The 26176-nt window shown below is 52.5% G+C and carries 22 protein-coding genes; 11 read left to right on the forward strand and 11 right to left on the reverse strand.

The window, feature by feature from the left end; all coding sequences use genetic code 11:
- Positions 1–64 precede the first annotated feature (64 nt).
- Genes MBOO_RS05380 through MBOO_RS05395 form a run of 4 tightly spaced genes read left to right on the forward strand, consistent with a single transcriptional unit; the run spans position 65 to position 6829 of the window.
- Complete coding sequence (locus MBOO_RS05380) at positions 65–2746, forward strand: type I restriction endonuclease subunit R (RefSeq protein ID WP_012106575.1); 2682 nt, start codon at positions 65–67, stop codon at positions 2744–2746.
- Positions 2743–4176: a class I SAM-dependent DNA methyltransferase gene (locus MBOO_RS05385; protein ID WP_012106576.1), complete on the forward strand. Its 1434-nt coding sequence runs from the start codon at positions 2743–2745 to the stop codon at positions 4174–4176. Before MBOO_RS05380 ends, MBOO_RS05385 begins: the two co-directional genes overlap by 4 nt.
- Entirely contained in the window at positions 4173–5546 is a 1374-nt protein-coding gene (locus MBOO_RS05390; RefSeq protein WP_012106577.1) for a restriction endonuclease subunit S, read from the forward strand. Before MBOO_RS05385 ends, MBOO_RS05390 begins: the two co-directional genes overlap by 4 nt.
- A complete protein-coding gene (locus tag MBOO_RS05395; RefSeq protein ID WP_232385633.1) occupies positions 5480–6829 on the forward strand; it encodes a hypothetical protein in 1350 nt (449 codons plus the stop codon). Before MBOO_RS05390 ends, MBOO_RS05395 begins: the two co-directional genes overlap by 67 nt.
- 14 nt (positions 6830–6843) lie before the next feature.
- Here the strand turns inward: MBOO_RS05395 and MBOO_RS05400 are convergent, their stop codons facing one another.
- From MBOO_RS05400 to MBOO_RS05420, 4 genes are all read right to left on the reverse strand, one after another.
- A complete protein-coding gene (locus MBOO_RS05400) occupies positions 6844–7131 on the reverse strand; it encodes a hypothetical protein (protein WP_012106579.1) in 288 nt (95 codons plus the stop codon).
- 2 nt (positions 7132–7133) lie between these two features.
- Entirely contained in the window at positions 7134–8189 is a 1056-nt protein-coding gene (locus MBOO_RS05405; protein WP_012106580.1) for a hypothetical protein, read from the reverse strand.
- 806 nt (positions 8190–8995) lie between these two features.
- Entirely contained in the window at positions 8996–10018 is a 1023-nt protein-coding gene (locus tag MBOO_RS05415) for an amidohydrolase family protein (RefSeq protein WP_012106581.1), read from the reverse strand.
- 82 nt (positions 10019–10100) lie between these two features.
- Positions 10101–11021: a DUF362 domain-containing protein gene (locus tag MBOO_RS05420; protein ID WP_012106582.1), complete on the reverse strand. Its 921-nt coding sequence runs from the start codon at positions 11019–11021 to the stop codon at positions 10101–10103.
- 243 nt (positions 11022–11264) lie between these two features.
- Between MBOO_RS05420 and MBOO_RS05425 the strand changes: the two genes are divergently transcribed.
- Positions 11265–12290, forward strand: a complete 1026-nt coding sequence (locus MBOO_RS05425) for a hypothetical protein (protein WP_012106583.1) — start codon at positions 11265–11267, stop codon at positions 12288–12290.
- Between the two features lie 148 nt (positions 12291–12438).
- Positions 12439–13026 carry a hypothetical protein gene (locus MBOO_RS05430; RefSeq protein ID WP_232385634.1) on the forward strand — a complete coding sequence of 196 codons (588 nt, stop codon included), beginning with the start codon at positions 12439–12441 and terminating at the stop codon, positions 13024–13026.
- Between the two features lie 81 nt (positions 13027–13107).
- On the opposite strand, the gene MBOO_RS05435 is transcribed toward MBOO_RS05430, so the two are convergent.
- The 4 genes from MBOO_RS05435 to MBOO_RS05450 form a co-directional block, all read right to left on the reverse strand.
- A complete protein-coding gene (locus tag MBOO_RS05435; protein WP_012106585.1) occupies positions 13108–14364 on the reverse strand; it encodes a uroporphyrinogen decarboxylase family protein in 1257 nt (418 codons plus the stop codon).
- A gap of 6 nt (positions 14365–14370) precedes the next feature.
- Complete coding sequence (locus MBOO_RS05440) at positions 14371–15006, reverse strand: cobalamin B12-binding domain-containing protein (RefSeq protein ID WP_012106586.1); 636 nt, start codon at positions 15004–15006, stop codon at positions 14371–14373.
- A gap of 100 nt (positions 15007–15106) precedes the next feature.
- Positions 15107–16945, reverse strand: a complete 1839-nt coding sequence (locus MBOO_RS05445) for an ASKHA domain-containing protein (protein ID WP_012106587.1) — start codon at positions 16943–16945, stop codon at positions 15107–15109.
- A 14-nt stretch (positions 16946–16959) separates the two neighbouring features.
- Positions 16960–17832: a tetrahydromethanopterin S-methyltransferase subunit H family protein gene (locus MBOO_RS05450; RefSeq protein ID WP_012106588.1), complete on the reverse strand. Its 873-nt coding sequence runs from the start codon at positions 17830–17832 to the stop codon at positions 16960–16962.
- 299 nt (positions 17833–18131) lie between these two features.
- Between MBOO_RS05450 and MBOO_RS05455 the strand changes: the two genes are divergently transcribed.
- Together MBOO_RS05455 and MBOO_RS05460 are read left to right on the forward strand one after the other, a co-directional pair.
- Positions 18132–18392: a DUF7557 family protein gene (locus MBOO_RS05455; RefSeq protein ID WP_048068624.1), complete on the forward strand. Its 261-nt coding sequence runs from the start codon at positions 18132–18134 to the stop codon at positions 18390–18392.
- A 4-nt stretch (positions 18393–18396) separates the two neighbouring features.
- A complete protein-coding gene (locus tag MBOO_RS05460) occupies positions 18397–18663 on the forward strand; it encodes a type II toxin-antitoxin system RelE family toxin (RefSeq protein WP_012106590.1) in 267 nt (88 codons plus the stop codon).
- Positions 18664–18774: 111 nt separating this feature from the next.
- Here MBOO_RS05460 and MBOO_RS05465 read toward each other — a convergent pair whose 3' ends face one another.
- From MBOO_RS05465 to MBOO_RS05475, 3 genes are all read right to left on the reverse strand, one after another.
- Complete coding sequence (locus MBOO_RS05465; RefSeq protein ID WP_012106591.1) at positions 18775–19968, reverse strand: type III PLP-dependent enzyme; 1194 nt, start codon at positions 19966–19968, stop codon at positions 18775–18777.
- A gap of 34 nt (positions 19969–20002) precedes the next feature.
- The gene (locus MBOO_RS05470) at positions 20003–21445 is read right to left on the reverse strand and encodes a saccharopine dehydrogenase C-terminal domain-containing protein (protein ID WP_012106592.1); all 1443 of its coding nucleotides are present in this window, start codon (positions 21443–21445) and stop codon (positions 20003–20005) included.
- Between the two features lie 156 nt (positions 21446–21601).
- The gene (locus MBOO_RS05475; RefSeq protein ID WP_012106593.1) at positions 21602–22783 is read right to left on the reverse strand and encodes a glycosyltransferase family 87 protein; all 1182 of its coding nucleotides are present in this window, start codon (positions 22781–22783) and stop codon (positions 21602–21604) included.
- A gap of 361 nt (positions 22784–23144) precedes the next feature.
- Here MBOO_RS05475 and MBOO_RS05480 point away from each other — a divergent pair, with 361 nt between their 5' ends.
- The 3 genes from MBOO_RS05480 (at position 23145) to pap (ending at position 26133) form a co-directional block, all read left to right on the forward strand.
- The gene (locus tag MBOO_RS05480; RefSeq protein ID WP_012106594.1) at positions 23145–23342 is read left to right on the forward strand and encodes a hypothetical protein; all 198 of its coding nucleotides are present in this window, start codon (positions 23145–23147) and stop codon (positions 23340–23342) included.
- Positions 23339–24517, forward strand: a complete 1179-nt coding sequence (pscS, locus tag MBOO_RS05485) for an O-phospho-L-seryl-tRNA:Cys-tRNA synthase (RefSeq protein ID WP_012106595.1) — start codon at positions 23339–23341, stop codon at positions 24515–24517. The genes MBOO_RS05480 and pscS overlap by 4 nt, the downstream gene beginning before the upstream one ends.
- Positions 24518–24648: 131 nt before the next feature.
- Positions 24649–26133, forward strand: a complete 1485-nt coding sequence (gene pap / locus MBOO_RS05490) for a polyphosphate:AMP phosphotransferase (protein WP_012106596.1) — start codon at positions 24649–24651, stop codon at positions 26131–26133.
- Positions 26134–26176: the final 43 nt, after the last annotated feature.

Below are 26176 nucleotides of genomic sequence, written 5' to 3' on the forward strand. Positions count from 1 at the left end.
AACCGCAACAAATAACGCTACAGAATTTATAAAATCCTGTATTATTCACCGGTCTTGAACAGCCATGAGCGAAGAGCCTGAGGTAGTGACGCGGAAAAAAAGGATCGATCCCCAGCTGAGAGCTGCGGGATGGACCATTGCACCCTATCAGGCAGGCATGGATCTCTCCCGGTATTCCCGGTACGCCCTTGAGGAATTTCCAACCACTAATGGACCGGCCGATTATGCACTCTGCCTTGACGGGAAGATCGTTGCCGTAATCGAGGCAAAGAAACTCACGCTCGGCCCGCAGAATGTTCTCACCCAGGCCGAGCGGTACGCTCAGGGGATCTCCGGCAGCCCGTTCAATTATTCCGGGTTCCGCGTCCCTTTTATCTATTCAACCAATGGCGAGATCATCTGGTACCACGATCTCCGCAACTCTTTGAACCGGTCCAGCACGGTTTCGCATTTTCATACCCCTGACGCACTTGCTGAACGGCTGAAGGATAAATTCGAGTCTTCATGCCAGCACCTTTTTGAATGGGAAAATGTGCACCCGATGATCCGCCCCTACCAGGCCGAAGCGAACGCGGCAATCGAGCAGGCCATCCGGGACCGGAAGCGCCAGATGCTTGTGGCGATGGCGACCGGGACTGGCAAGACCTACACGATGGTAAACGAGACGTTCCGGCTGATGGAATCCGGTGTGGCCAAGAGGATCCTGTTTCTTGTGGATCGCCGGGCTCTTGCTGCTCAGGCAGTCAAGGCGTTTGCGTCCTTTGAAGCACGGCCGGGGCTGAAGTTCGACAAATCGTACGAGGTCTACAGCCAGAGGTTTTTCCGGGAGGATTTTGAGGAGGAAGAGAAGTTCGATCCCAAAGTACTTCCCTCGAATTATCTTCTTGAGCCAAAACCCGGTCTTGCATTTGTTTATGTCTGCACGATCCAGCGGATGACGATCAATCTCTTCGGGCGTAATGCGGTTTTTGGTTCCAGCGATGAACCGATCGATGAGGATGCCGAGCAGATGGATATCCCGATCCATGCCTTTGATCTCATTATTGCTGACGAGTGCCACCGGGGATATACCGCTGCGGAACAATCGGTGTGGCGTAAAACGCTCGATCATTTCGATGCGATCAAGATCGGCCTGACGGCAACACCGGCGGCTCATACAATGGCATATTTCCGGGAGATTGTGTACAAGTATGATTATGCCCGGGCTGTGCGGGAAGGATTCCTTGTCGATTACGATGCAGTTGCGCTTGATTCGAACGTGCGGATGAACGGGATCTTCCTGCAGGCCGGCGAGCAGGTCGGGGTGATCGATGCATCATCGGGTGCCCAATCGTTCGACAACATGGAGGACGAGCGGCAGTTTGATACAACTGAAGTCGAGCGTTCGATTACCTCGCCGGATTCCAACCGGAAGATCCTTTCCGAGATCCGGAAGTACGCAGAAGAGCACGAGCAGCGGTTCGGAAGGTTCCCGAAAATCCTGATCTTTGCCGTGAATGACCTGTCGCATACCTCTCATGCAGACCAGCTGGTGGATATTGCCCGGGACGTGTTCGGGAAAGGTGATTCGTTTGTCCAGAAGATCACAGGCAAGGTTGACCGGCCTCTCCAGCATATCCGCGAGTTCAGGAACCGGCCAATGCCTGCCGTTGTGGTGACGGTGGACATGCTCTCAACCGGTGTCGATATCCCGGACCTGGAGTTCATTGTTTTCCTGCGGCCGGTGAAATCCCGTATCCTCTTCGAGCAGATGCTTGGCCGGGGAACACGCAGGGGCGAGCGATGCCCGGATAAATCCCACTTTGTTGTCTTCGATTGTTTTGGCGGGACGCTGCTTGATTATTTCCGGCAGGCAACCGGGATCACCGCTGAGCCTCCCGAGAAGGAGACACGATCGATCGTGCAGGTCATCAAGGATGTCTGGGACAACCGGGACCGGGACTATAATATCCGGGTACTGGTCCGGAGACTCCAGCGGATCGACAAAGAGATGAGCGGACATGCCCGCGACCTGTTCGCTGCATATGTTCCGCTGGGCGACCTGAAACGCTATGCAAGCGATCTTACCCATGCCCTCGGGCAGGATTTCACCGGAACGATGACCCTTCTCCGGAACCCGGCATGCCAGGACCTGCTGCTTCACTATCCCCGGCCCGAGCGCTCGCTGCTGGTTGCGTACGAGAATGTGGATACAGTCAGTTCCCGGTATTTGATCCGGGACTCAGCGGGACACGAATACAAGCCGGAGGATTATCTCACAGCGTTCTCAACTTTTGTTAAGGAAAACCCGGAACATATCGAGGCAATCCGGATCCTGCTGGACCGGCCAAAAGACTGGGGAACGGACGCACTCTCCGAGTTAAAGCAGAAACTTGCGGCCACCCGGTACCGGTTCACGGTCGAAAACCTCCAGATGGCACACAAGGTGCGGTACAACAAGGCGCTCGTGGATATCATCTCGATGGTAAAACACGCCGCCCGCGAGGAGGAGCCGCTCTGTACTGCAGAGCAGCGGATCCACCGGGTCTTCGACAAGATGTCCCTTGCCACCTCATTGACTCCCGAGCAGCAGCAGTGGCTCGATAAAATCCGTGAACATTTAATTGCGAACCTCTCAATCAGTAAGGACGACTTTGATAGCATCCCGATCTTTGCGAATGTCGGCGGGTGGGGCAAAGCGAACCGGGTCTTTGACGGGCAGCTGCCCGACCTGATCCGGCAGTGGAATGAGGCTATTGCAGCATGAGTGACGTTGTCCAAAAACTGTGGGGGTTCTGCCACACCCTGCGGCATGACGGTATCGATTACGGGGATTATATCGAGCAGATCACGTATCTCCTGTTCATCAAAATGGCCGATGAGCGGGGCGTGAAACTTCCCGAAGGCTGCGACTGGAAAACCCTCATGGAGAAGTCCGGGACCAACCTCTCCGATCATTACGTGGACGTACTACGGACGCTCGGGCAGCAGCCCGGTCTTCTTGGCGATATCTTTGCCGGTGCTCTTTCGCGGTTCACCAACCCGGTGAACTTAAAGAAACTGATCGGTCTGATCGATGAGACCGCATGGACCGAACTCAACGTTGACGTGAAGGCCGAAGCGTTCGAGGGGCTTCTTGAAAAGGCGGCGAGCGAGGGAAAGAAGGGTGCCGGCCAGTACTTTACGCCGCGTATCCTGATCCAGTCGATTGTCCGGTGCATGAAACCCGATCCCCGGAAGAAAGCGGATTTTGCGATCTGCGATCCCGCGTGCGGGACCGGCGGGTTCCTTGTCTGCTCGTACGAATGGCTGCTGGAACAGACCAAAGGCGGAGCACTGGATCGCGATGTGGCGAAACGTGTCCTGAAGGATACGTACTTCGGGCAGGAACTTGTTGCCCGGCCGCGCCGCTTAGCGCTGATGAACCTCTTTCTCCACAATGTCGAACCCGTGATCAAATACGGGGACTCGATCTACGAGAACCCGGACAACCGGCGCTTTGATGTGGTGCTGACCAACCCGCCATTTGGGACAAAAGGCGCAAACCAGGCACCGGACCGGGATGACTTCGTGGTCTCCACGTCCAACAAGCAGCTCAATTTCGTGCAGCACGTGATGACGATCTTAAAACCCGGCGGACGGGCGGCGGTCGTGGTGCCGGACAACGTGCTCTTTGCTGACCAGGCCGGCGAAGTGTTCAAGGTACTGACCGAGGACTGCAACCTCCACACGATCCTAAGGCTCCCGAACGGCACCTTCACCCCCTATTCCCCGGGCACGAAAACAAACGTCCTCTTCTTCACAAAGGGTTTCCCCACCGAAACGATCTGGGTGTATGACGACCGGACGAACGTGCCGGGGATCACGAAGAAGGACCGGCCCTTAACACCCGAATATTTCGCGGAGTTCGAAAAAGTATACGGCGCCGACCCGAACGGCGGCTCGAAGCGCAATGCAGCTGACTCGAAAGAAGATCGCTGGCACTCGTTCCACCTCAGCGAGGTCAAGGAGCGGAACTACAAGATCGATTCGCTCAAGTGGCTCAAGGACGATTCGCTCGATGATGCAGACGACCTGCCGGAGCCGGAGGAACTCGCCACCGATGCGATTGCGGAGCTGCGGGGAGCGATGGACGAGCTCCAGAATGTTGTGGTGCTGCTGGAGAACGGTAATGGAAATGGAGCGAATGAACAGTGAGCCTGACAGTTCCCGTTGCTGAAATTATCAATAGTTCAACAAATCCTCTACTTGCGATTGATCCCTCTTGGGAGCGCGTGCCTCTTGGAAAAATCGCAAAAGTACTGAATGGTTTTGCATTTAAATCAGAATTGTTTAACGATAAAAAAGGTACGCCTCTTATCCGCATTCGGGATATCGGAAATAACAAAACAGAGTGTTATTATGACGGTGTATTCGATGAAGCATATGTCATACATCCGGGGGATTTGCTCGTAGGGATGGATGGGGATTTCAATTGTTCTACATGGCGAGGTCCAAAAGCCTTACTCAATCAACGGGTTTGTAAAATTGAAGTTAATATTGAACAATACAACAGAAAATTTTTAGAATATGTTTTACCGGGATATCTGAAAGCTATCAATGAAAATACCTCTTCGCAAACAGTGAAACATCTATCGTCACGATCAATCTCTGAAATACTTCTTCCAAATCCTCCACTAACCGAACAGCAGCGCATCGTCGCCCGTGTCGAAGCCCTCCTGTCGCACGTCAACGCCGCCCGCGAACGGCTGAGCCGGGTGCCGTTGATCATGAAAAAGTTCCGGCAGGCAGTGCTCGCGGCGGCGTGTAGTGGAGGGTTGACGGAGGGGTGGAGAAAGGAGAATCCGGATATTGAAGAAGCAAATAAATTAGTCAAACGTCTAGAATCTATAAGAAAGCAATTTAAAATCCGCGAAATTTCTTCAATAGATAATTTAGAATTATCTGACCTGCCAGATTCTTGGACTTGGATTCGTTTAGCTAATATTGCTATCGTAATGGATCCTGATCATAAAATGCCAAAAAGTTCAGACGGTGGAATAATCTTTATTTCTCCAAAAGACTTCAAAGAAAATTATCAAATTGATATGACAAAAACAAAACGGATATCCGATGAAGAGTTTTTAAGATTATCTAAAAAATTCGTCCCTAGACCGTTGGATATTTTATATTCAAGAATTGGCGCAGATTTGGGGAAAGCAAGAAAAGCACCCCAAGATATCAAATTTCATATATCATATAGTTTGGCGGTAATCCGACAACTGGGTGAAATGGAAAATTCTGATTATTTGTTTTGGTTATTAAATTCAATGTTTATTAGGAATCAGGCATTCGAGAATGTGCGAAGCATCGGCGTTCCTGATTTGGGATTAAGGGATATTGATAATTTTATAATCCCCCTCCCACCCCTTGCCGAGCAGTACGAGATCGTCCGGCGTGTCGGTTTACTGTTTGAGCGTGCGGATGCCATTGATCGCGAGGTTGAAGCGGCGACCCGGCGGTGCGAGCGGTTGACGCAGGCGGTACTGGGGAAGGCGTTCAGAGGAGAATTAACGAGGAATTTATGACTACCCCAATTGATATGCAAAACCTTTCGCGTATTCAGGAAACAATACAAGTTGCAGTCAACTATTATTCTAACGATGACAGAGAAAAACTTGGAAAATTTCCATCAAGTCATAGGATTGAAGAAATTGTTTCAAGAAAAATAATCCAGATCCCTCGTGAAGAATTTCTTACATACTACCTGTTATTCAATAAAGGATCTGGCGTCCCTGAGTACAGGAATTACCGTGCTGTATGTCAATATACAGCGGATGCACTTTCTGACATGCGGCATAAAATTCTTTTTAATGGCAAGTCGTTATCAGCAGCACCGCATTTAACAGATCCACATTCATCTCTACCAGAACACTTGGGAGAAGCTGCAGGTTTATCTGTAATAAGTAGGATCCATGGCCTTATTGATGCTGACTGGTGTCCGATAAAAAAAATGAAAGGGGCAGATGCACAAAAAACTTTTGATTTTCAAATCGCAAGTACAGGAACCGACATCATTCAGGTAGAAACCAAAGGGAGTATAGTCGAAATAAATTTTGAGAAATCTGATCCAATTTACGCACATAAATCAAACATTAAAGAAAAAAAACAGACATTAGACGAATTATCAAAAAATAATAAAGATCTAAATCGTGCAAATATTCGTTATGGGACAATTAGTGCTGTCGATCAACGCAAAGATGGAATTATTCACTGTTGGCTGACTGATCCTGAACCTGAAATAATTTTGACGGATCCTAAATTACTTCGTCTCTTTATTCGATTGAGATTTCTATTGGGGTGGATCAGTTTCTTCAGCCCACGTTCCCATTTTTCAATTGCTCTTTCGACAAGAATTAATTGTTTAGAGAAAATTAAAAATCCCTTCGAATTAGATAAAATTCCTTTAAGGAAGGTCAATGGAGAAGAATTTAGCTATCATCCATATCTATACGAAGAGCGAGAATTTGATTTTTTTAAAAATAAATCTCATGTTACCGATGGTCCCGCGGGAGGAATCGTTCTTAAAATATCTGAAAACGAATTGATGTTCTTTGGAATGCAGGAAGACCTCATTAGTATTGCAAATTACCAAAATTTCGAGGAAATTCTCAATTTCGACTTTCCATCTGATATCATCGATAAAAAAGTTGAGTGTGTATTGCCGATAAAAACCTTCAAAGAATTGGATCTCAAATTATCGGACTTAGATTACGTAGGTAAAAATAGAGAATTTGTAAAATTCTTTTTAAAAGGTTCATTGATCTACAACTCTTCCGGTCTCGTCTTTGGTCCGTTATCAGTAATGTGATCTTAATAATTTATTCAGATTATATTCCGGGCCTTGAGATGCGTGAGATATTCCTCATAACTCTTCGTGCAATCGATAAACCGCATCATCTCATTCTTTGATTCGAAATGGAGCTGCTTGTACATTACAGCCAGCAGATCATCGGATATATCCTTCAGATTCCCATGCTGGCCGATCTTTGTCCGGACATTCGTAATTTCATTGTTCGAATTCATCAGATAGAAATAACAATGGTCACTTTTTACCCTGACAAAGCCCTTTTTCAGCGCAGCTTTCGAGAAATCGCGTTGCTTGATGGGCATGATCAGGCCTCTATCTTGAGCTCGCCAAACTTCGTGCGGTAGTCGTTTGGCTCAAGATACGTCTGAAGATTTTGTTTGATCTTCCGGGATTTTTCCGACAGCTTCGCATCTTTGAAGGCAAGATATCCAACAATGAGAGACTCCAGGCTTTCCTTTAACGAGGAGAGCGCCTGCTCGTACGTGCTTCCATATCCCTCCAGCGACAACTCTTCGTTCGCAAGGCACCAGTGATTGTCCTTATCATCGTAGGATACACGGATGTTAACCGGCTGGCGGAAGGTAAACTCGTCAAGAGTGTCCAAAGTGATCGAATTAAAGGACTGGATATCCTTGACAACTTCCATCTCCTTTAACCGGGCTCTTTTGCTCATGACACCATTCACCGTCACCGACGATTTGAAGAACGCCCTGACATCCTTCTCCCAGTCAGCAGGATAATCGCATTTAATCGTTTCATTGTCGAGAGTTTTGATGGTAAACGATCGCGGTTCGTCGCCCTTGATGCGGGTGATGACGCCTTTGATCTCAATCGCCGACTTCCGGTAATATTCGGAGATAAGGCCTTCAATGTAAGCCTCGCGGTGTGAAGGTAAGACTACAGGATTTCTCGGCTTCTTCGTATCATAGCCGACTTTCACGCTGAATTTGTTTTTCCTGGAGAGCATTCCCCGGAAACTTTCAAGGAACCGGATAATCTGCGACGGGTCCTCAAAGTCACGTTCGATCTTCTCACGGAATTCATCAGTGTTTTCGATGAGTGCGTTGATGAGGTCCTGGAGATCAAAAACCATCTCATCGAATACAAGGGATTCCCTGAAGAGTTCGGTGGTAAAATCGAGCGGCTGAAAAGCAACCGCTACGCTTCCTTTGCCGGTATTCGTAAGATATAATTTGAAATCCGTTTTTGGATGTTCCCCGTATTTTGTCTGTTGAAAAACGTCGACGACTTTCTGGAGATTGGTTAAAATTTTTCCAAAGGTGTATGCCTCGATCTTATGATCGGTGACAATTTTTCCATCGATGATGAGCCAAAATTTTTTGGTCTCATGTCCTGCCATAGTTATTCATCCGCAGATAAACTCATAAACCTTCTTCTATACAATTGGATCGACTGTCCATATCCGGTAAAATATTCTGAAATCTTTATCGTTTTAAAAAGGTCCAATTCAGATTTTGGATCCGTTATTGCAGAGCTTCACCAATGGTTCGGATGAAAAATAATTATCGGTGATCCATCTGTACGAAGAACAGAGTACCCAGTGCCGGTATTCCGATATACCAGAAGACGGCTCCCCAGAACCCGATCCAGACCAAGGTGCCTAACGGATTTATTGAATGGAGCAAATTTTCAGGGAATGACAATCAAAATTATGATAAATACTCAAGGACCGAACTCAGGATATTCAGGTTTGTCCGTATTGTCTCATGGAACCTTCCCTAAGACCATACCTAATCCGGGCCCAAATTGAGCTCCGATGACCCTTTTTCAGATCCAAAAAAGCCCGTATCGGGCTCCGTTTAAAAATAAGCCTAAATCAGCCGTATTTTTGCAAACGGACGATTTTAACAAGGCTCATAAAGGCCCTTTCCTGCCCCGATCTCATCTCAAACGGGTTTTCGGTCGATCCCGGAAAAAGGTGCCAAAAAAAGGCCTCTATGGGCCGATTATGGGCATTTTATGGGGCTCAATTTTGGCGTATTTTGGCGAATAAAGCGATTAAAATGGGTATTTTCCACACGAACCCTATCGGACGGTTTTACGGGCGTATTTTTGGCGTATTCTTGGGGAAAACGCAGAGGGGATTTCGGCATCCGTCCTTATCGCTCATCCCCTCCGGAGCGCAAACATGTTCACCTGCCGTTGTCAGATTTTCAGTAATCGCTCCGCGTTTCCGTGCGCTATCTTATGCTTGTCCGCGTCGCTCACGGGCAAATGATCCAGGAAGGTGCGGGCTTCCGCCATCGAGCCGTAGGGATAATCGGCGGAGAACATTATCCGGTCGGCCCCGACCTGGAGGTAGAGATCCAGGAAGGTCGGGGTAAAGTTGAACCCGCTGAAGGAATAGTACACATTTTCCTGGAGATACTCCGCAACGGTTTTGTCCAGCTTTGTTACCTCCTTTGGTAATCCCCGGTTAAGCCGGGGCATCATGAACGGGAGGGATTCTCCCAGGTGACCAATCACGATCCGGAGATCCGGGTACTGGTCGAACGCCCCGCCAAGGATCAGGCGGAGGACGTGGACCGCGGTCTCGATATGCCAGCCCCACCCGTGCCGGGACAGGCCAAAGGTTACCTCCGGTGAAAAACCTGCGTAATAGGCTTCAGTTACCGGCGCGGGCGGCGGTGTCGGGTGGATGCAGAGCGGGACCCCGAGCATTTCGGCGCGTTCAAGGATCGGCCAGAAGAATTTGTCATCGAGATAACGACCGTGCGTATGCCCGTTGATCCATCCTCCCACAAAGCCATGCTCTTTAACCATGCGTTCCAGTTCGTCCGCGGCAGCATCCGGCGCGGCGGTCGGCAGCGTGGCAAACCCGGCAAACCGGTCCGGGTGCCGGAGCACTGCCGCCGCAAGATAGTCATTTGCTTCACGCGCCAGGTCTTTTGCCGCAGCAGCGTCGAGCTGTTGCACCGAAGGATCGGTCAGCGACAATACCTGCAGATCGATACCCGCGGCATCCATCCAGCCGATCCGCTCCTCCCCAAGGTCCAGCAGGTCGTCGACAATATTCCTGCGGCCCACATTCCCCGGCAACACGGGCTGTCCGCGGAGTTTTTTCCCCGGGCCGTTCAGAAATGCCGGGCTTGCATAGTGCTCTTCAAGCGTGATCGTCCTCAACGGGCCGGGATCACGGGAACGGGGTGCAGCTGCCTTCTTTGCCATGAACCCGGTTCTTGGCACAGGACTAAAAATAGGTTCTCATAGATCCATCCGGGTGTGCAGCCGGGATCGGCAAAACCTTCGGTCACACCCCGGAATCGAGCTGTGCCTGGATCTTTTCCGCAACAGGTTCTGATGCTGCATCGAGCGGAACAAGACGGATCTGATCCGCGGAAGTAACACCTATTCCTAACTCAGAGGCACGGGCGATCTGCTCCTGGGAGAAAATTGTTCCCTCGCTCACATCGTGGGACGTGCCAAAGGAGCGGAGCAGTGCAACCCCGGTTGCATCGATGGCAACCCGGTCCCGCCCGCCGATAATTACGTTGGGGCGAATGAGTTTTCCTTTGTCCGGCCCGCCGGTTGCAAATCCCTCGGTCGCATCCATGAGCACGAGATCGGTGGAATAAAATGTGTTGATCTCGGCAATCATCGCCCGCTGGTGGGGCGAGGTGTGCAGTTCGCCCATGAAGTCGTAATCAAGGCCGGGGACCCGCTTTGCGACAAGGCCGACAGAATTTTTTAGCGACATCGTGAAATGTCCCCCGTACCGGTGGGTCTTGAGGCAGCAGGTTTGTATAACACGGTCTGCCCAGGTAAAGACATTGGCAATGAAAAAACCCCGTTGCCAGTGAAGCCCGGGCGCCTGGATCTCCTGCCAGCCGTTCCGTTCGATCTCGTCCAGCACAACAACAGAAAACCCGAGCTCCTGTGCAAGAGAGAATACGCCACGGTTTTCAAGCACGGTCCTTGTCGCCCCCATCCCGCTGCGTTCAGCAAGCGTGAGATGTGCCGGCCCCTCGTTCAGGATGGAATCTGCAATCCCCCGCAGCATATCGATATGTGTCGAAGCAGGGAATGGGTCGTCACTGTTGAAATTTGCCTTGAGAGCCACGCCGGCTCCTGACAATACGGAGAGATCGAACTCCTCAAGGATTGCGTGAAGCCCGCCGATACGGTCAGTCGCATCCGCGATAAAAATGTCTGTCTGCCCTTGCCCGGTCATAATGTCCCCGGTGAATCCTTATTATTGCGGGAGGAGATGAATGCTCGCTCTTTGCAGATCCGGAATAAGGTACCAAAGACGTTACCGGGAAAACCGGGGAAATCGCCATTTTCACAACGCAAATGATGTGCATGAAGTATCCCGCGTTCCAGGATGTATCACTGATACTTTCCCATTGATATCACCAATTAGAGATACGTATCAGTGATATGTTTAAGTAGTTATCACTCCAAAGTGATAACCATGGAATTCCCCGAAATTCCAGAGACTGCCGAGGAGTATGTCAGGAAACAGTTAGGCATCCCGCCGGATTCAAGAGATCTGGAACCGGAGAAACTGGCCAATCTCTATGATGCCCTGAATGTTGTCCTTCCCCTGCGACCGGACCATATTATCCAGAATCAGGGTATAATCTATTTCGTCGAAATGAAAAAGGGTTCCGTGACCCTCGATACACTTGCACGGATGAATCTTAACCGGGATATCTGGCAGAAAAAACCCGGTCGTCCGGAGGTTCGGCTGGTTCTTGCTGCAAAAACCATCAATAAACGGGAAGAAGAACTGGCCAGGGATCTCGATATCCAGATTATAAAACTCCCTTGGGCAATCAGCTCCCCCAAAGATCAGGAATACAAATCCTCCAATGTTCGTATCAGTTCCGATAAATCCTGGAGAATCATTACCCGCCTGCTTAAGGAAAAAAATACCTCCATCCGTCAATTGGCAATAAAAGAGAACGTATCGTACGGGTGGACGCACAAGGTTATCGAAATCCTCAGCGAACAAAACATCGTCCGTAAAGAGGGTGGCTACGTAACCATCGCGGATGTGAAAAATCTCCTGAATGGCGTTGCATGGGAGCGGCCCATGAAAAATTTACAGGAGGAAGAACTTTTTGTGAATTTTACCGGAGCCCACGTGGCCGCACAGGAAATAACCCGGGCACTCAAGGATCAAAAAATCCCCTTTGCTTTCACGAGTTATACCTCTGGAGGACTTTACACATCGTATGCATTCCGGCAGGATGTTATCTGTCTCTATCTCGAAAAGGGAGCAATTGATCAGTTTAAGGAAAATTTTGGTACAACCCAGGAGAACAATGTCCGTGCCATAATTTACACTCCGGACCGGGATGTATTCACTCATACACAGGAAAAAGAATCCATTGTCATCACCTCCCCCTCCCAGACATTGCTCGATCTTGCGGGACTTGGGTACAGTGCAATGGACCTGACCATGGCGATGGTGGAGAGATATGCCGGTTTATGATCCTGGTCCTGAGATCATTGAGACATCTGCTGCGGAACTCCGGAAAATTGTATCCTGGGCTAACGCGTCCGGTCCGGGTCCCGAATTACAGAATATTGTGCTGATCGGGGGTTGGGCTGTAGATGCATATAATCCGTATTTTGGATCGGTGGATATTGATCTCGTTACCGATGACAGGATCCGTGAATCGTTAATCGGGTACCTGACAACCCGCGAAGGATACCATCCACGAGTCCATTACCCGGTTAATACCGTCGAGAAAGTCACACCCTATGGCGAGATTATTCTCGATTTCATTCCCCGGGAAACACCCTATCCGTATGAAGGGCACCGTGAGATACCGTATACGATGGAAATTCTCACGGGCAACACCGTGTTCCGGAATGTGCGGGGAGGAGCGGGAATTTTGGTCCCGAACAGATCGGTTCTGCTGCTGTTGAAAATGAAAGCCGCATGGGACAGAACGTACAGGATTCTCCATCAGACATCCGCAGATGTCCGGTGGGAAGGAATGAAAAAAATTAAGGATTGTGCCGATATCCTTGCGCTGATCGATCCCCGTCGCGGGGGACGCGAAATCGATTTGGAAATTCTCGGGCAGGAGATCTCACGGGCCGGGTTTCTCAGGGAAGTTATCGTACAAATACCTGGTTTGGACGCAGTCAGAGATCGATACCGGCGGATGGACCGACAGGAAATTCGTCGGGTATGTGAGGACTTTATCTCCTTGTTGTAGTTTTTGAGTAAATGACCTGCTCCCCTGATGCATAATCTCAACAAATTCTAAAAAAACTCTTGGCCGAAGGATCCCCCGGCCCTAATACGTCCCGTATTTCTTCACGGCCTCTAACACAGCCCTGACATTCTCCGGCCGGGCTTCACCAGATATGCCACCGTCCGCACCCGGGTAGATCATCATGCCGCCCTGCTTGCAGTCGTCAAGCATTGACTTCATGTAATCGTCCACCTTCTGTGGTGTGCCTCCGATGAGAAGCGAGTTAGGCGGGCCAGATACGAGAACCACATGGTCATCGAGCACCTCCCGGACTTTCCTCGGGTCGGTCTTGTCAAAGACCGCAACGATCTTTCCTTTCGGGAGATCGAGGAGGGTTTCCAGGTGCGCATCGTGCCGGCCCTCAAAGAGGATGTACGGCGTCTGGCCCATGTTGATCACTTCGAGAAGCACCTTCTTTAACGACGGCCAGTAGAACTCGTTGTACTGCTTCGGATTGAGGTACTCGGTTAAGTGCAGCGGGAAGAAGCACTCGACCACGTTTGTCCCAAGGGCCTTTTTGACCTCGGGCGGGACGGCACCGCTCAGCCGGGCCGATTCGATCAAGGGCTCCACGAGCGCATCCGCGGACTGCTTCACGAGATCGGGCTTGCGGTAGATGTCGAGCACGACATTTTTTATGTCCCGCAAAAAGTCGCTCACGAAGTCGAGCGGGGCATAACTCCACGAGGTCGGGAACGTCGGGATGCCCATCTGTCCGAGCTGCCCGATAACCGCCATCTGCGCCGCCCCGGATTTTGAGAGTTCCGCGCCGTAGGCAAGCATCGCAGCGTTTGCCTCAGGAGATCCCAAATCAGCAAGTGCCGGGCACATCCGCGGCAGCGCAACCCGGTTCAAAAAGCCGGACGGGTCGGCGATGAGCTGGCCATACTCCTCCGGTTTCATGATCTCCTTTCCCACGAACTGCGGGTGGGAGGAAGCGTCGAGTTCCACACCGGGCCATTTCGTGTACACGTCTTTTAAGATCTGGTGGAACGGGCCGGTCATGAACCGCGCCCCTGATGCAAGCGGCGGGTTGTTCTTCATGAACGTGAGTACCATGTTCATCCCCTCAAGGCCGTTTAAGACCAGCAGCGAATCAAAGTCAAAGTCTTTGGCAGTCTTCATCGCTGCATCGTGGTTCTTCCCGTAATCGAAGAATATCTCCTGCGCCGTGTACCCCGCGTACCGCCCGTGGAAGAGATCCACCATCGCGGTGACCGGCACCCGGTCCGGCTCTTTACCCGCAATAACGGTCTCAAGCCGGGCAAGCTTCTCCCGGTAAATCTGTGCGCCGTCCATCGCTCTTCACGCCCCGGCAAGCTGCTTGATCTTCCTCACACCCACGGCCGCATCATCCGCCCATTCGTCTGCGCCGGTGTGCTCTTTTGCTTCCTCATCGCACCGCCCGCCGCCGATAATGATCTTTACCTGCGAACGGAGCCCGGCGGCTTTTATCGCATCGATGGTCTTTTTCATCGACTCGATCGCCTCGGTGAGAAGGCCGCTCATGCTCACGACTTTCGGGTGATGGTCCTGGATCGCCTTGATAAATACGGCGGGCGGCTGGTCAACGCCGATATCGATAATCTCAAAGCCCTCGGCCTCGAGGAGCGCCGAGACAATGTTCTTCCCGATATCGTGCACGTCCCCTTCCACAGTACCGACAAGGATTGTGCCCTTGCTTGCCATCTTGTGCTCGCCAAAGACCGGCTTTAAGAGGGCCATTGCCTGCGAGAGGATCTCGCCGGCCATCATGAGATCGGAGACAAAGTACCGCCCCTCCTCGAAGCGTTTGCCCACGATATCGGTAGCCTTCCTGATATCCTCAAGGATCAGGAGCGGGGCTTCCTTAGCAGCAATCCTTTGGTTCAGGAGGTCGATACAGGTGGTCTCATCGAGATCGACAAGAGCGTTGACAAAAGCATCTCGTGTGTCTGCCATGGTACACCCCTAATAATGCGGGTATTTCACAAAGCAATACTATGCCGGGGGGTTATAATAGGTTTCCACCCGTGACAGTCCCCGGCCGGGAATATTTTTTTTAAGAGCGGCGCTGTGCCGCTTCAGGAGAGATCGGGATGGACCGGAGGTATTCCCGGTTAAAGGACTTCTCCACCGAGAGCTCCACGTACTGAACCTTTGTAAGCACCGACCGGATCGCTTCGCGCTCGTGCACGGAGAGGAGCGCAAGCTGAGATCCGCCTACCGCAGTCTCCCCGGCAAACACGACACGGTCCGGGGGCACCTGCGGGAGGAGTTCAAGAGCCATCGCATTCCCGATATTTATGTGCGTGCCAAAGGAGCCGGCAAGGTACACCCGGTCGAGATTTTTCGGATCGATCCCGTACTTCTCCGCAAGGATCGTCCAGCCGGCCCGAAGCGAGCCTTTCGCAAGCAAAAATTCGTTGATGTCCTTTTCCGTGACCGTAATCTCCCGGCCGGATTCTGTCTCCTCTTTTGGCGCTACAATAAATTTCGGGACTCCGTCGGTTACGATCCGGGGATTGGCAAGGTTGGCAAACTTCCCGTTCTTTGTGATGATCCCGGCCGAGAAGAGCGAGGCCACGAGATCGATGATCCCGCTCCCGCAGATCCCCTTTGGCTTCCCGTTCCCGATCGTGGTGTACGAGACCTTCCCGTCCTCGATCTTCACAGACTCTATGGCACCGCCCACCGCTTTCATGCCCGAACTGATCTGCGCCCCTTCAAATGAGGGCCCCGAGGGGGCAGAGCAGACCACGATCTTATCGGAGTTCCCAAGCATCAGCTCCGAGTTTGTCCCGATGTCGATCACAAGGCTGCATTCCTGCCGCTCGTAAATTTTCGTGAGCATCAGGTCCGCTACTGCATCCGAGCCCACGTAGCCGGCAATAAGCGGGAGCGAGGTAACCCTTCCCTCGGGGTTGATTGCAAGCCCGAGCTCCTTTGCCGGGTAACTGACCGGCGCAGAATGACCGGGGAGGAAGGGGGAGACGCCGATGTACTTCGGGGTGATGCCCAAAAAGAGGTGGTGCATCACGGTATTCCCGTCAAAGACGATCTCGTAGATCCGGTCCTTGGAAATCTCTGTTGCCCCGCACATTTTGGCAATAAGCGTGTTGACCGTCTCCACCACGAGGTACCGGAGCCGGTACAGGTTCCCGTTGTCTTTGGCCGCAAAGGTGATCCTTGAAACCACGTCCTCGCCGTACATGATCTGCGGGTTCTCGGCATGCTCCGCTGCAAGGGTTTTCCCGGTGGCAAGGTCAACAAGGTGGCAGATGATCTTGGATGAGCCGATGTCGATCGCAACGCCATACTGCTCTGTGGTTGTGTCCCCGGCCTCCACGGTAAGGAGCCGGTCGTTCCAGATCACGGCGGTTACATCCCAGCCGGCAGAGCGCAGCGTATCGGGAAGCACAGACAGGACCGGGAGCGGGATCCCGGAGGGTACGAACGGCAGGGCAGAGACCAGCCGCTCAAGGTCCGGGCGGGTGTCCTCTAAGGTTGGCGGGAAAAGGTGACACCGGACCTTTTGTACCGCGGGAGCGAGCGCAACGTTTCCTTCGAGAGCGGTGCCGGAAATCTCCCGGGCCGCAGTCCTGCTTTCGGGAAGGACATACACGGTAGCTTTGCCGGAGAGCACCCGGGCCTGGCAGGCCAGCCGCAGTCCCCCGGCAAGCTCGGCAGCAGTGAGCTGTTTTGCCTCCTTCTGCGTGGGGGGTGCAATCGTGCCGTAGGATTTGGTGATCTGCACCCGGCACTTCCCGCAGATCCCCGAGCCGCCGCACTCGCTCCGGAGCGTGATGCCGGCGCCCCGTGAGAGTTCGAGGATGGACTGAGGGGGACCTTCAACCGTCTTCCCGTCGGGTTCGAACGTAATGGTGACCGTATCTGCCATGCGAATCCCCGGACCTAGAGCGTAACGTATTCCTTTGCCCGGTACGCGTACCGGTACGACGTGTCAATGGTAAAAACCGCAGGAAAGACGTACGCGGAATCCTCCACCGGCCCATACAGCAGGAAGTCTGCGCCAAGGATGACCGGCATCAGGTTTGCAACCACATCGGCCGAGCGCACGGCATCTTTCCCGAAAAGGTTTTTCACCCCCGACCACGTGGAGATCGCATTATGAGCCGCAGACCCGCAGGGGTACCCGAACCGGTTTTTTATCTCCATCGCGGCTTTCCCCGAAGGGGTGAGACTGGGGACGTCCATCACGAACGTATCAACAAGGATATTGGAAACGCCAATCCCTTCGAGCCGTGGCGCAAGATCGGCCACCACCGCCACCCGGTCGGCGCTGCTCGTGATCTTTTTTGTGTACGCAAGGAGGATCACGGACCGTGTCCCGTTCTTTTTGAGCGCATCAAACTCCGGCTCTTTTGTCTCGATCGAGACCGAGTTGTAGATGATCCGGTCCGAGAGCCCCGCTTCCTGTGCATACTCTGCCGCGGCAATCTTCACGTCAACGCCGGGTGAATCGATTAAAAACGGCCTGTCGCTTGCGCCCGCGACAAAATCAATGTACTTCTTGATAGCGTCGGGTGTCGAGCCCACAATATCGAGGAGCGCCGGGCAGCCGGTCTTGTCCGAGAGCTCGGCCTGCTGCTTGATCAGGGCATCGGCCGCGTCCTTATCGAAGATGCCGGCCCGCTCGTCGCTTACGATCTTATGCCGGGAATAAAAGATGCTCCCGATAAGTAATGTCGGTGTCTCGCCGGGTTGCCCGCCGATCTTCACCCCGCCTATTTGGTATTTTTTCTGCACGGCCTTAAAGAAAAACATGGGTAACGCACACAGCCTGCTGCCGAAAGGCAGCGATCTCCTTCGTATCTGTGAAAATACTATTGGGAGCCGATAAATATCTTCTGCCGGAGACCCCCGGCCGCGTCCCGGCAAGACCCGTTTTGATCTTCCGGCAATGTTGATCGATGACCGGAAACGGTACCGGCCGGCAAGAGACGTGATTGGAGGGGAACGCCGGCTGTATCCTGGATTTGTTCCCCTGTCAGGGATCAACGAGTATTCTCGTGACTTGTCAGAGGGATATTCTTATTATCATATATCCACATATACCCATGTATATGTCCCAGGTAACCACCGTGAGGATGCGGACCGATACAAAGGCGCTTCTTGATGATCTCAAACTCTCTCCACGAGAGACGTACGATGACGTGGTCCGCCGTCTGGCAGAATCTGCTTATGATGATGAGCCCATGACAAAAGAAGAGATTAAAGCAATGGAGGAAGGCATTGCAGATATCAAGGCCGGTCGCATCCGCTCGCTCCGGGACGTTATGAAGGACCTTGGCGATGACGACGTGATTTCATCAGGGACTTCGTGATTTCGTGTACCAGATCCGGTTATCGCGAAGGGCGGAAAAGGACCTGGCAGCGATCCCCCGGGAGCATCGTATCCACATTGAACAAAGACTCGAAGAATTTGCTGCACACCCTGAGGCACGTCACGATGTGGTAAAAGTCAGGGACAGCCCGAAGGTTGCCCCGCGTTACCGGATGCGGATCGGGGAATACCGGGCAACGTTCTTTATCTTTCGCGATATCCTTCTCATTGAAATTATCACCATCGGGAAAAAGAAGAACTTTGACTATTAGTCACGTTTGAGAATCCTTTTTCTTACGAACAAAGATAGTTCGTTTCCCTGCGCTCTGGAAAAAGAACAAAACTGATTGTTCATTTCCTCCGTAATCCGCACGAAAAAAAAGTTACTGGTTGATGTGGAACACTTTTGCCGGGGGAAACCCGTTGAAGTACGTTGACGAGGCAATGGAGTACGCCCCGATGTTTACCGAGTACACGAGATCGCCGATATCGAGTTCGGGGAGCTCGGCGGAGAGCGTGATCGTATCGAATGCATCGCAGGTCGGCCCGAATACGGCCGAGATCTGGCGCGGTCCTTCCTTGAAGGCAAGCACCGGGTAGGTGCAGTGGTCAAAGACCTGCCCCGAGTAGGTGTGGTACACGCCGTCGTTGATGTAGTAGCAGGGTTTGCCGTCGCGGTAGGCCTTCCCGACAACCTTTGCCACAAGCGTGCAGGCATTGGCCACTAAGAACCGCCCGGGTTCGGCAAGAATCTCCATGTCGTCCGGGAAGAGCCGGGCGATCTCCGCTTTGAGCTTGACCGCGAGTTCCTCGATGGATCGGACCTCGGGATTGTACTTCACGGGAAAGCCGCCGCCAATATCCAGGATCCGGATCTTCCTTCCGGTCCGGTGCTCGGTCTCCTCTATGATATTGGCCGAGATCTGGAGTGCCACTACGTAGTTTTCGAAATTGGTGCACTGGCTGCCTACGTGGAAACTGAGGCCCTCGACAACGAGGCCGAGATCGAATGCAGCCTTGATAAGGTCAACGGCCTCACCCGGGTCTGCCCCGAATTTGGATGAGAGCTCGACCATGGAGCCGGTGTTTGGGACCCGCAACCGGAGCACAAGGCCGGCCTGTGGCGCATGTTGCCGGATCTTTTTGAGTTCCTCGATGTTGTCAAACGTCACCAGTGGCTTGTACTGGTTGAGTTCCTCTAAGGTCTCGATGGGCTTGATCGTGTTTGCGTAGATGATCCGGTCCCAGATGAAGTCCTGCCGTTCTTTGTCCGGCATATCCTTGATGAAATTGTGCACGATCATGAACTCGGGCATGGAAGCGACATCGAAACTCGCGCCGAGATCCATAAGGGTTTTTACAATCCCGGGGTTCGAGTTCGCCTTGACGGCAAAATAGGCCTGGATTTTTGGGAAATTTTTCTTGAACTCGCGGTAGTTCTCCCGGATCTTTGCATGGTCGATCACAAAAAGGGGAGTACCTTCTTTCCTTGCCAAAGCCTGAAACATCTCGCTACTTCCGCGGTCCATATGGGATACCGCATTGTCCTGCCCGCATGCGCTGCCTGTGGTTGTCACGTCCGTTCCTCCGGTGTTGTCCGTACAGTGTGATTCATCTTACAAATAAGAAGTTTTTGAATTGCCAGACATCATCCCTGTCGAAATCGTTATCCGGGTTCTCGCGGAAATAGACCGTCCGGTTTTTTAAGGGAGTCCAGTCTGAGGGCCCGGACCAGAATTCCCCGAGGTAGGGTTTTGCAATATCCAGGACAAACTGGTGGGGCAGGTCGTCAGGCAGGCAGAAGCCTTTTTTCGGGTTCTCGATCATCCACATCACTGCGGAGACCACTCCTAGCGCGACCTGGATCGTGGTTGCGTTCTGGCCCGGTGCAAGTTTTCGAGCCTCTTCAATCGAGAGAATGCTCCCTGTCCACCATGAGTTATACGGGTGGCCCATCAGAAGTGCGCCAAGAATGTCGGACCCTTCCGAGATCTCCCGGTCGTTCATGATACGGACCCGGGACTGGAGCTCGTAGTTCCTCCCCCGCAGTTCATGGAGCGAGGCGATCGTTGCATCGCAGGGCATGTACGCGTAGTTCACGGTCGGACGGTAGATCGCTTTGCCATCCTTCCAGACCGTCCAGCGGTCGGAGATCCCGAATGCCTCGCCGTGCCGGATCACCATGCCCACGATCTCCTGCTCGGGCACCCAGGATCGGACCCAGGTGTTGATCCCCATGTGATGGATCATGATCGCGTTTTTCGGGCCGTCAGTTGGCACATGTGCACCGGGTGGCAGCTCCTTCTCGTGGGTACCCCACCCGATCTCGGCAGGGGCTGTACCCTCTTCGAGCAGCCCCTCGATGCACCAGGTGCCGACAAATTCGTCCACAATTTTTGGAAACCGGGAGATCTGGGTGTCACGCTCGGAGCAGTGGATCACCTTGATTCCGACTTCCATGGCAAGCTCGTTGAATTTCTGCTCAGCGATGAGGCGTTTGAAGCGCGCAGGATCCTCTGCAAGCCCGTCCTCGATCATCTTATGGGCGATATCAACAAGGCCCTGCTTGGTCATGTGCGAGATAAGCCCCGGGTTTGCCCCATGATCTACCACGCAGGTTGTGGAGTCTGCCCATTCCCGGGTCAGCTCCCGCAGTTTCATCTGCCGGTAGTACAGGGATTTTTCTACGGGGCTTGCCGTATAGCGCTCGCCCAGCGGGTCCCATGCCTCCACGGACGTGTTCACGTACAGCACGTTGTGGTCATGGCACCACTGGACGATCTCGCCGGCATCGATGTTCCAGGCAAGATCGACAAGGAGACCGCCCTCGCCAAGGGTTTCTGTAAGAATCGATGTAAGGTTTTCCGGGGTGATCTTCCGTTTGAGGAAACGGAGACCCCGGGTCGTATAGGCCTTGAGGTCCTGGGATTTATCTTTAAAATCAACAATCGTGATATTCTCGAGCGGAATATTGACGTGACGCAGCAGGATCGGGAGCGTACACTTGGAAACTGCGCCGTACCCGATGATCAGTACTTTGTTTTTAAAATCCATTCCAGACCTCCTGGGCTAAACGCATTAACCCGGTGTATTTTACGCGTTCTGACGTAATAAAATCATAATAAAATGTGATTTTCCCTGGGGATGAACAATTGAACTCACGGGTCCTTTTGGGAAAAAGGGAGCGTGTCCGATCACCGGTAAATCTCTTCACGTTCGGGAACCGGGATTTTCCGGAAACTGGTTTGATGGGCACCTGTCCTTGTACCATTCCCTCAGGAATACAAGGATCGTGATCAAAAACAGGCTGATCGTTTGCGGGTACGTGTCAATAATATAGGGTAGTGAATCCGACGGATCGATCCAGGGATAATACCATACGAAAAGCGGCAACAGGGAAATCAGGCCAAAAAACAGCATCTTCCCGCGATAACTGCTCTCCTTAAACAGGAAATACAGGGGGATAATAAGGATGATGAAATCATAGGGCTTTATCCGCGGGAGAATCATGAAGAGGAACAACATTCCCAGTGAGTAGAGTGCCAGTTCATTTTGCCGGTTTTTCCGGATACAATACCACGCTGCTCCTCCGATGAGGCAGACAAAGACTGCCGAGACCGCCGCTAAAGGTAAGATCCCTCCGATACCTGCCCGGGCCAGCAGATCTCCAAACATGGAAAATGGCGAGGGTGTGTTGTACCCGCCGGAGTCATAAAGGGGACTTGAAGTCCCGGTGATGGTGGCAAGGTAGGCTGATAAGAGGGACGGGCTTATCCAGAGGGTGAGAATGAAGAGGGCTGCTATCACACCGACGGACAGGAAAATATATTTCAGGCGTTCGATCCACGAACGCTTAATTATGAGATATAATGCGATAAACGGGATGGTGATAAGAGAGATCGCTCCGGCGAGGCCCATAAGTATCGATGACTGCCAGAATTTCTTTTTTACAAGCAGGGTCAGTATGCAGGAAAACAAAAAGAGAAAAAGAACGTCTTTGTTTCCCGTGATAAAGTTCCAGAAAAGGGAGATAAACCCGGTAAAAATGAGCGTTGCAAAAAAAAAGTAATCAGGTTTGTTATCCAGGGTAAGGATAAGATAACCGCCTGCGATAATCAGGACAACGAGAAGCGCATAATAGATCCATATACTCTGGAAGATAGCAAAAAACTGGAGCAGCCAAAAAAAGAAGAGTGTGTGGGGCGGATAAGTAAACGGGAGATTGTCCCCGGTGTACTGGTTGACATTTGCAACATCGTAGGGGTTCTGGTTATGATCGAAGGCCTGTACCGCCCCCATGAATACCCGGTAGTCCCAGCCGGATCCCGGATCGGAAACACCCAGCGCCAGGGGCACTGCAGCAAGGCAGATAAGAAGGATACAAAATGCCACGTATGCATATTTCCAGAGATCCTGTGACCTCCCCGCGGTGATCCCGCTTTTTCTTGTCCCATTCCGTTTGTTTTTGGCAGATCGCGCTATTATTTCACAACCCGATTCTTTGCATATTTCTTAAACATGCGCTTATTTAAGTATAATGAGATGTGGATTTTACCCGGTTGACCGGGAAAAACCGTGTCTTTTCAAAACCGTGAACTCTTGATCATGGCTATTGCTTAATTGTCCCTTTACATGAACCTGCAAAACCAGCCGCATCGATACTATGGCAAGAACCGGAAACGGGTGATACCTGCGATTGGAAACTCCCGGAATAAAGACAGTTCTTTAGGGAGGAGGAGAATAATAGTATGCATTGGCAGGTGATCCTCTGTCGAAACGGGCCGTTGATCTGATCTTTTCCGCAACCTACCTTCTTACCGACCTCCGCATGATCCTGCGCGAGACTGCCCCCACGCACGAACTCGACGAGCGCCAGCGGGCCGAGGCAGCCCGGTTGCTCGAAAACCTGGAACGCCAGGTCAGTTCACTCAAACAGGAGATGCTCAGATGAAATGCGGGAACGGGATCGAGGCCCGGCAGGTAAATGAGCTTTTCATCAACGTGGACCCGATCCAGGCCGGGGGGCGGCTGACCGGCGATGCGATCAAGGCGATTATTGCGTACGGCGATGGTTACTCGGTCTGCGACAACTGCAGGAAACCCAATCGCCTCGATTGTATTGCAAAGCCCCCGATCGCGGAGTTTCACAAGGATGTTGCTGCCTGGCTCAACATGGACGCAGCCCGGATGATGCCCGGTGCCCGGCGGGGGTTCCAGGCCGTGGCCCACACGTACGTAAGCAAGGGCAACCCGGTGCTTCTTACCTCGCTCTCGCACTACACCGAATTCCTCGCGGTTGAGGGCGCAGGAGGGGTTGCCTGTGAGATCCCGGCCGACAGCAATCACCTGGTCACCCCGGATGCTGCAGCGGCAAAGATCGAAGAAGTAAAACAAAAGTTCGGGAAAGCCCCGGTCCTTGCCATCATCGATCACGTGGATTACCAGTACGGGAACCTTCACGATTTTGCCGGGATCGCAAAAGTGGCACACCAGTACGATGTGCCGGTCCTGTACAACGGTGCGTATACAGTCGGTACCATGCCGGTGGACGGGAAAGTTATCGGTGCGGATTTTATTGTCGGCTCGGGCCACAAGAGCATGGCCTCCCCCGCCCCCTCGGGAGTCCTTGCCACGACCGCAGAACGGGCAAAAGAAGTGTTTCGCACAACCGGGATCACGGGGGATGTGACGGGCAGAAAATTCGGGATCAAGGAACCGGAGCTGATGGGCTGCACACTCATGGGCGCAACCCTCGTGGGCATGATGGCCTCGTTTCCCCATGTAAAGGAGCGGGTAAAGCATTTCGATAAGGAACTCGTCAACAACCGGATCGTCATGGAAGCACTCCTCTCCATTGAAGGGACAAAGATCTTATCTGAATATCCACGAAAACATACGCTCACCCGGGTCGATACCACCGGATCCTTCGACAGGGTGGCTGAAACCCACAAGAAGAAAGGATTCTATTTCTCATCCGCCCTCAACGATAAGGGAATCTTCGGCCTCATCCCCGGTGCAACCCGGATCTGGAAGTTCAACACCTACGGGATGACAGAAAAGCAGACCCGGTACCTTGCCGATGCGTTTGTTGCGGTGGCTCAGGAGAACGGGCTGCCTGTGAAATGACGAGTTATCCGCCCGTTTTCATTTTTTCTCTTATTTACGGGCACCACTGCTTTTATCATAATGGCTGATGAAAAGAAAAACAGTGGCCGGATTGTTCAGGCAGTGTGCAAAGCCACAAATGAGGCCCCGTTATGCTCAAAAACATTGTCAGCCCGAAAAACCGGCTCGATAAAAAGACGTTTGACAAAAAGATCGCTCCACTCCAGGAACGTATGGGCGTACTCCAGCGGGCCCTGCACGATGCCCGCATTCCGGTTATCCTTGTGATGGAAGGCTGGGACGCGGCAGGGATCACCCGCTCCACCAAGATGGTGATCCAGTCCCTGGACCCCCGGGGCTTTACCCTCCACACGATCGAGCAGCCCACGGATGAAGAACGGGCCCGTCCCTTTATGTGGCGGTTCTGGATCCGGCTGCCTCCCCGGGACCGGATCGCGATCTTTGCCAGGAGCTGGTACAGCCGTGCGATCTCTGCTGAAATGCAAAGGCCCAGCTGGACCAAGTCCCTTGCCGGGCGGATCATTGCGATCAACAATTTCGAGCGCCAGCTTGCCGATGACGGGGCGATCATCCTCAAGTTCTTTTTGCATATCGACAAAGATGAACAGCAGCGGCGTTTTGTAGCCCGGGAAAGCGATCCCCTCAAAGCATGGCTCGTGACCCCTGCGCTCTGGGACCTCCACAAGCATTACGAGAACTCTCTCCCGGTGGTTGAAGACCTCCTCAAAAAGACCGATACCGCATCTGCACCATGGCATATCCTGGATGCAACCGATGAGAATTTTGCGGTCCTCGAAATCTATTCGGCCCTGATTGCAATCCTGGAAAAGACCCTTGACCGCCAGGCAAAGGGAAAACCAAAAAAGCCCGGCGATCCTCTTCTCCCGGAGAAATGCCCGGTCAGGCGAGGTCATAATGTAAAATCCGGGGAAAAGACCTGCACACGGGAGGAGTGCCAGCCCGACCTTGACCGGCTCCAGGAAGAGATGCCCCGGCTCCAGGCGCTGCTGTTCAAGCGCAAGATCCCGCTTATCATCCTGTACGAGGGATGGGATGCAGCAGGGAAAGGGGGCAACATCACCCGGCTTGCACGGTACATGAACCCCCGTGGTTATGACGTGGTGCCGGTCTCTGCTCCCGATGCTACGGAAACAAGCCACCATTATCTCTGGCGGTTTGTCAGGAACTTCCCCCGGGACGGCCACATCGCGATCTTCGACCGGAGCTGGTACGGCCGCGTGCTTGTGGAGCGCGTGGAGAACTACTGTACGAAGTACGAGTGGCAGCGGGCGTACCGCGAGATCAATGACATGGAGGCAGACTTCGTGTATTCAAGCGGCGGGGGCATTGTCAAGTTCTGGCTGGAGATCAGTAACGAGGAGCAGCTCCGGCGTTTCGAACAACGGGAGAACGATCCGCTCAAGCAATGGAAAATTACCGATGAGGACTGGAGGAACCGGGAGAAGTGGGACCAGTACAATACGGCAATTGATGAGATGCTGGCCCGGACCAACACGAAGATCGCACCCTGGAACGTTATCGAATCCGATGACAAGTGGCACGCCCGGGTAAAAACACTGGAAATCGTGGCAGAGCATTGCCGGAACCTGCTCTGATACGTTCAAAAATACGCTGGTCCTTCCGGAACAAGGTCTGGTC

Origin of the sequence: Methanoregula boonei 6A8 (genome assembly GCF_000017625.1) — an archaeon.
Taxonomy (GTDB): Archaea; Halobacteriota; Methanomicrobia; order Methanomicrobiales; family Methanospirillaceae; genus Methanoregula; species Methanoregula boonei.

Excerpts from the sequence above, each read along its gene's own strand:
- MBOO_RS05380 (WP_012106575.1), top strand. The coding sequence starts at position 65 with ATGAGCGAAGAGCCTGAGGTAGTGACGCGGAAAAAAAGGATCGATCCC.
- MBOO_RS05385 (WP_012106576.1), top strand. The coding sequence starts at position 2,743 with ATGAGTGACGTTGTCCAAAAACTGTGGGGGTTCTGCCACACCCTGCGG.
- MBOO_RS05400 (WP_012106579.1), bottom strand. The coding sequence starts at position 7,131 with ATGCCCATCAAGCAACGCGATTTCTCGAAAGCTGCGCTGAAAAAGGGC.
- MBOO_RS05405 (WP_012106580.1), bottom strand. The coding sequence starts at position 8,189 with ATGGCAGGACATGAGACCAAAAAATTTTGGCTCATCATCGATGGAAAA.
- MBOO_RS05415 (WP_012106581.1), bottom strand. The coding sequence starts at position 10,018 with ATGGCAAAGAAGGCAGCTGCACCCCGTTCCCGTGATCCCGGCCCGTTG.
- MBOO_RS05420 (WP_012106582.1), bottom strand. The coding sequence starts at position 11,021 with ATGACCGGGCAAGGGCAGACAGACATTTTTATCGCGGATGCGACTGAC.
- MBOO_RS05425 (WP_012106583.1), top strand. The coding sequence starts at position 11,265 with ATGGAATTCCCCGAAATTCCAGAGACTGCCGAGGAGTATGTCAGGAAA.
- MBOO_RS05435 (WP_012106585.1), bottom strand. The coding sequence starts at position 14,364 with ATGGACGGCGCACAGATTTACCGGGAGAAGCTTGCCCGGCTTGAGACC.
- MBOO_RS05440 (WP_012106586.1), bottom strand. The coding sequence starts at position 15,006 with ATGGCAGACACACGAGATGCTTTTGTCAACGCTCTTGTCGATCTCGAT.
- MBOO_RS05445 (WP_012106587.1), bottom strand. The coding sequence starts at position 16,945 with ATGGCAGATACGGTCACCATTACGTTCGAACCCGACGGGAAGACGGTT.
- MBOO_RS05450 (WP_012106588.1), bottom strand. The coding sequence starts at position 17,832 with ATGTTTTTCTTTAAGGCCGTGCAGAAAAAATACCAAATAGGCGGGGTG.
- MBOO_RS05455 (WP_048068624.1), top strand. The coding sequence starts at position 18,132 with ATGTCCCAGGTAACCACCGTGAGGATGCGGACCGATACAAAGGCGCTT.
- MBOO_RS05470 (WP_012106592.1), bottom strand. The coding sequence starts at position 21,445 with ATGGATTTTAAAAACAAAGTACTGATCATCGGGTACGGCGCAGTTTCC.
- pscS (WP_012106595.1), top strand. The coding sequence starts at position 23,339 with ATGAAATGCGGGAACGGGATCGAGGCCCGGCAGGTAAATGAGCTTTTC.
- pap (WP_012106596.1), top strand. The coding sequence starts at position 24,649 with ATGCTCAAAAACATTGTCAGCCCGAAAAACCGGCTCGATAAAAAGACG.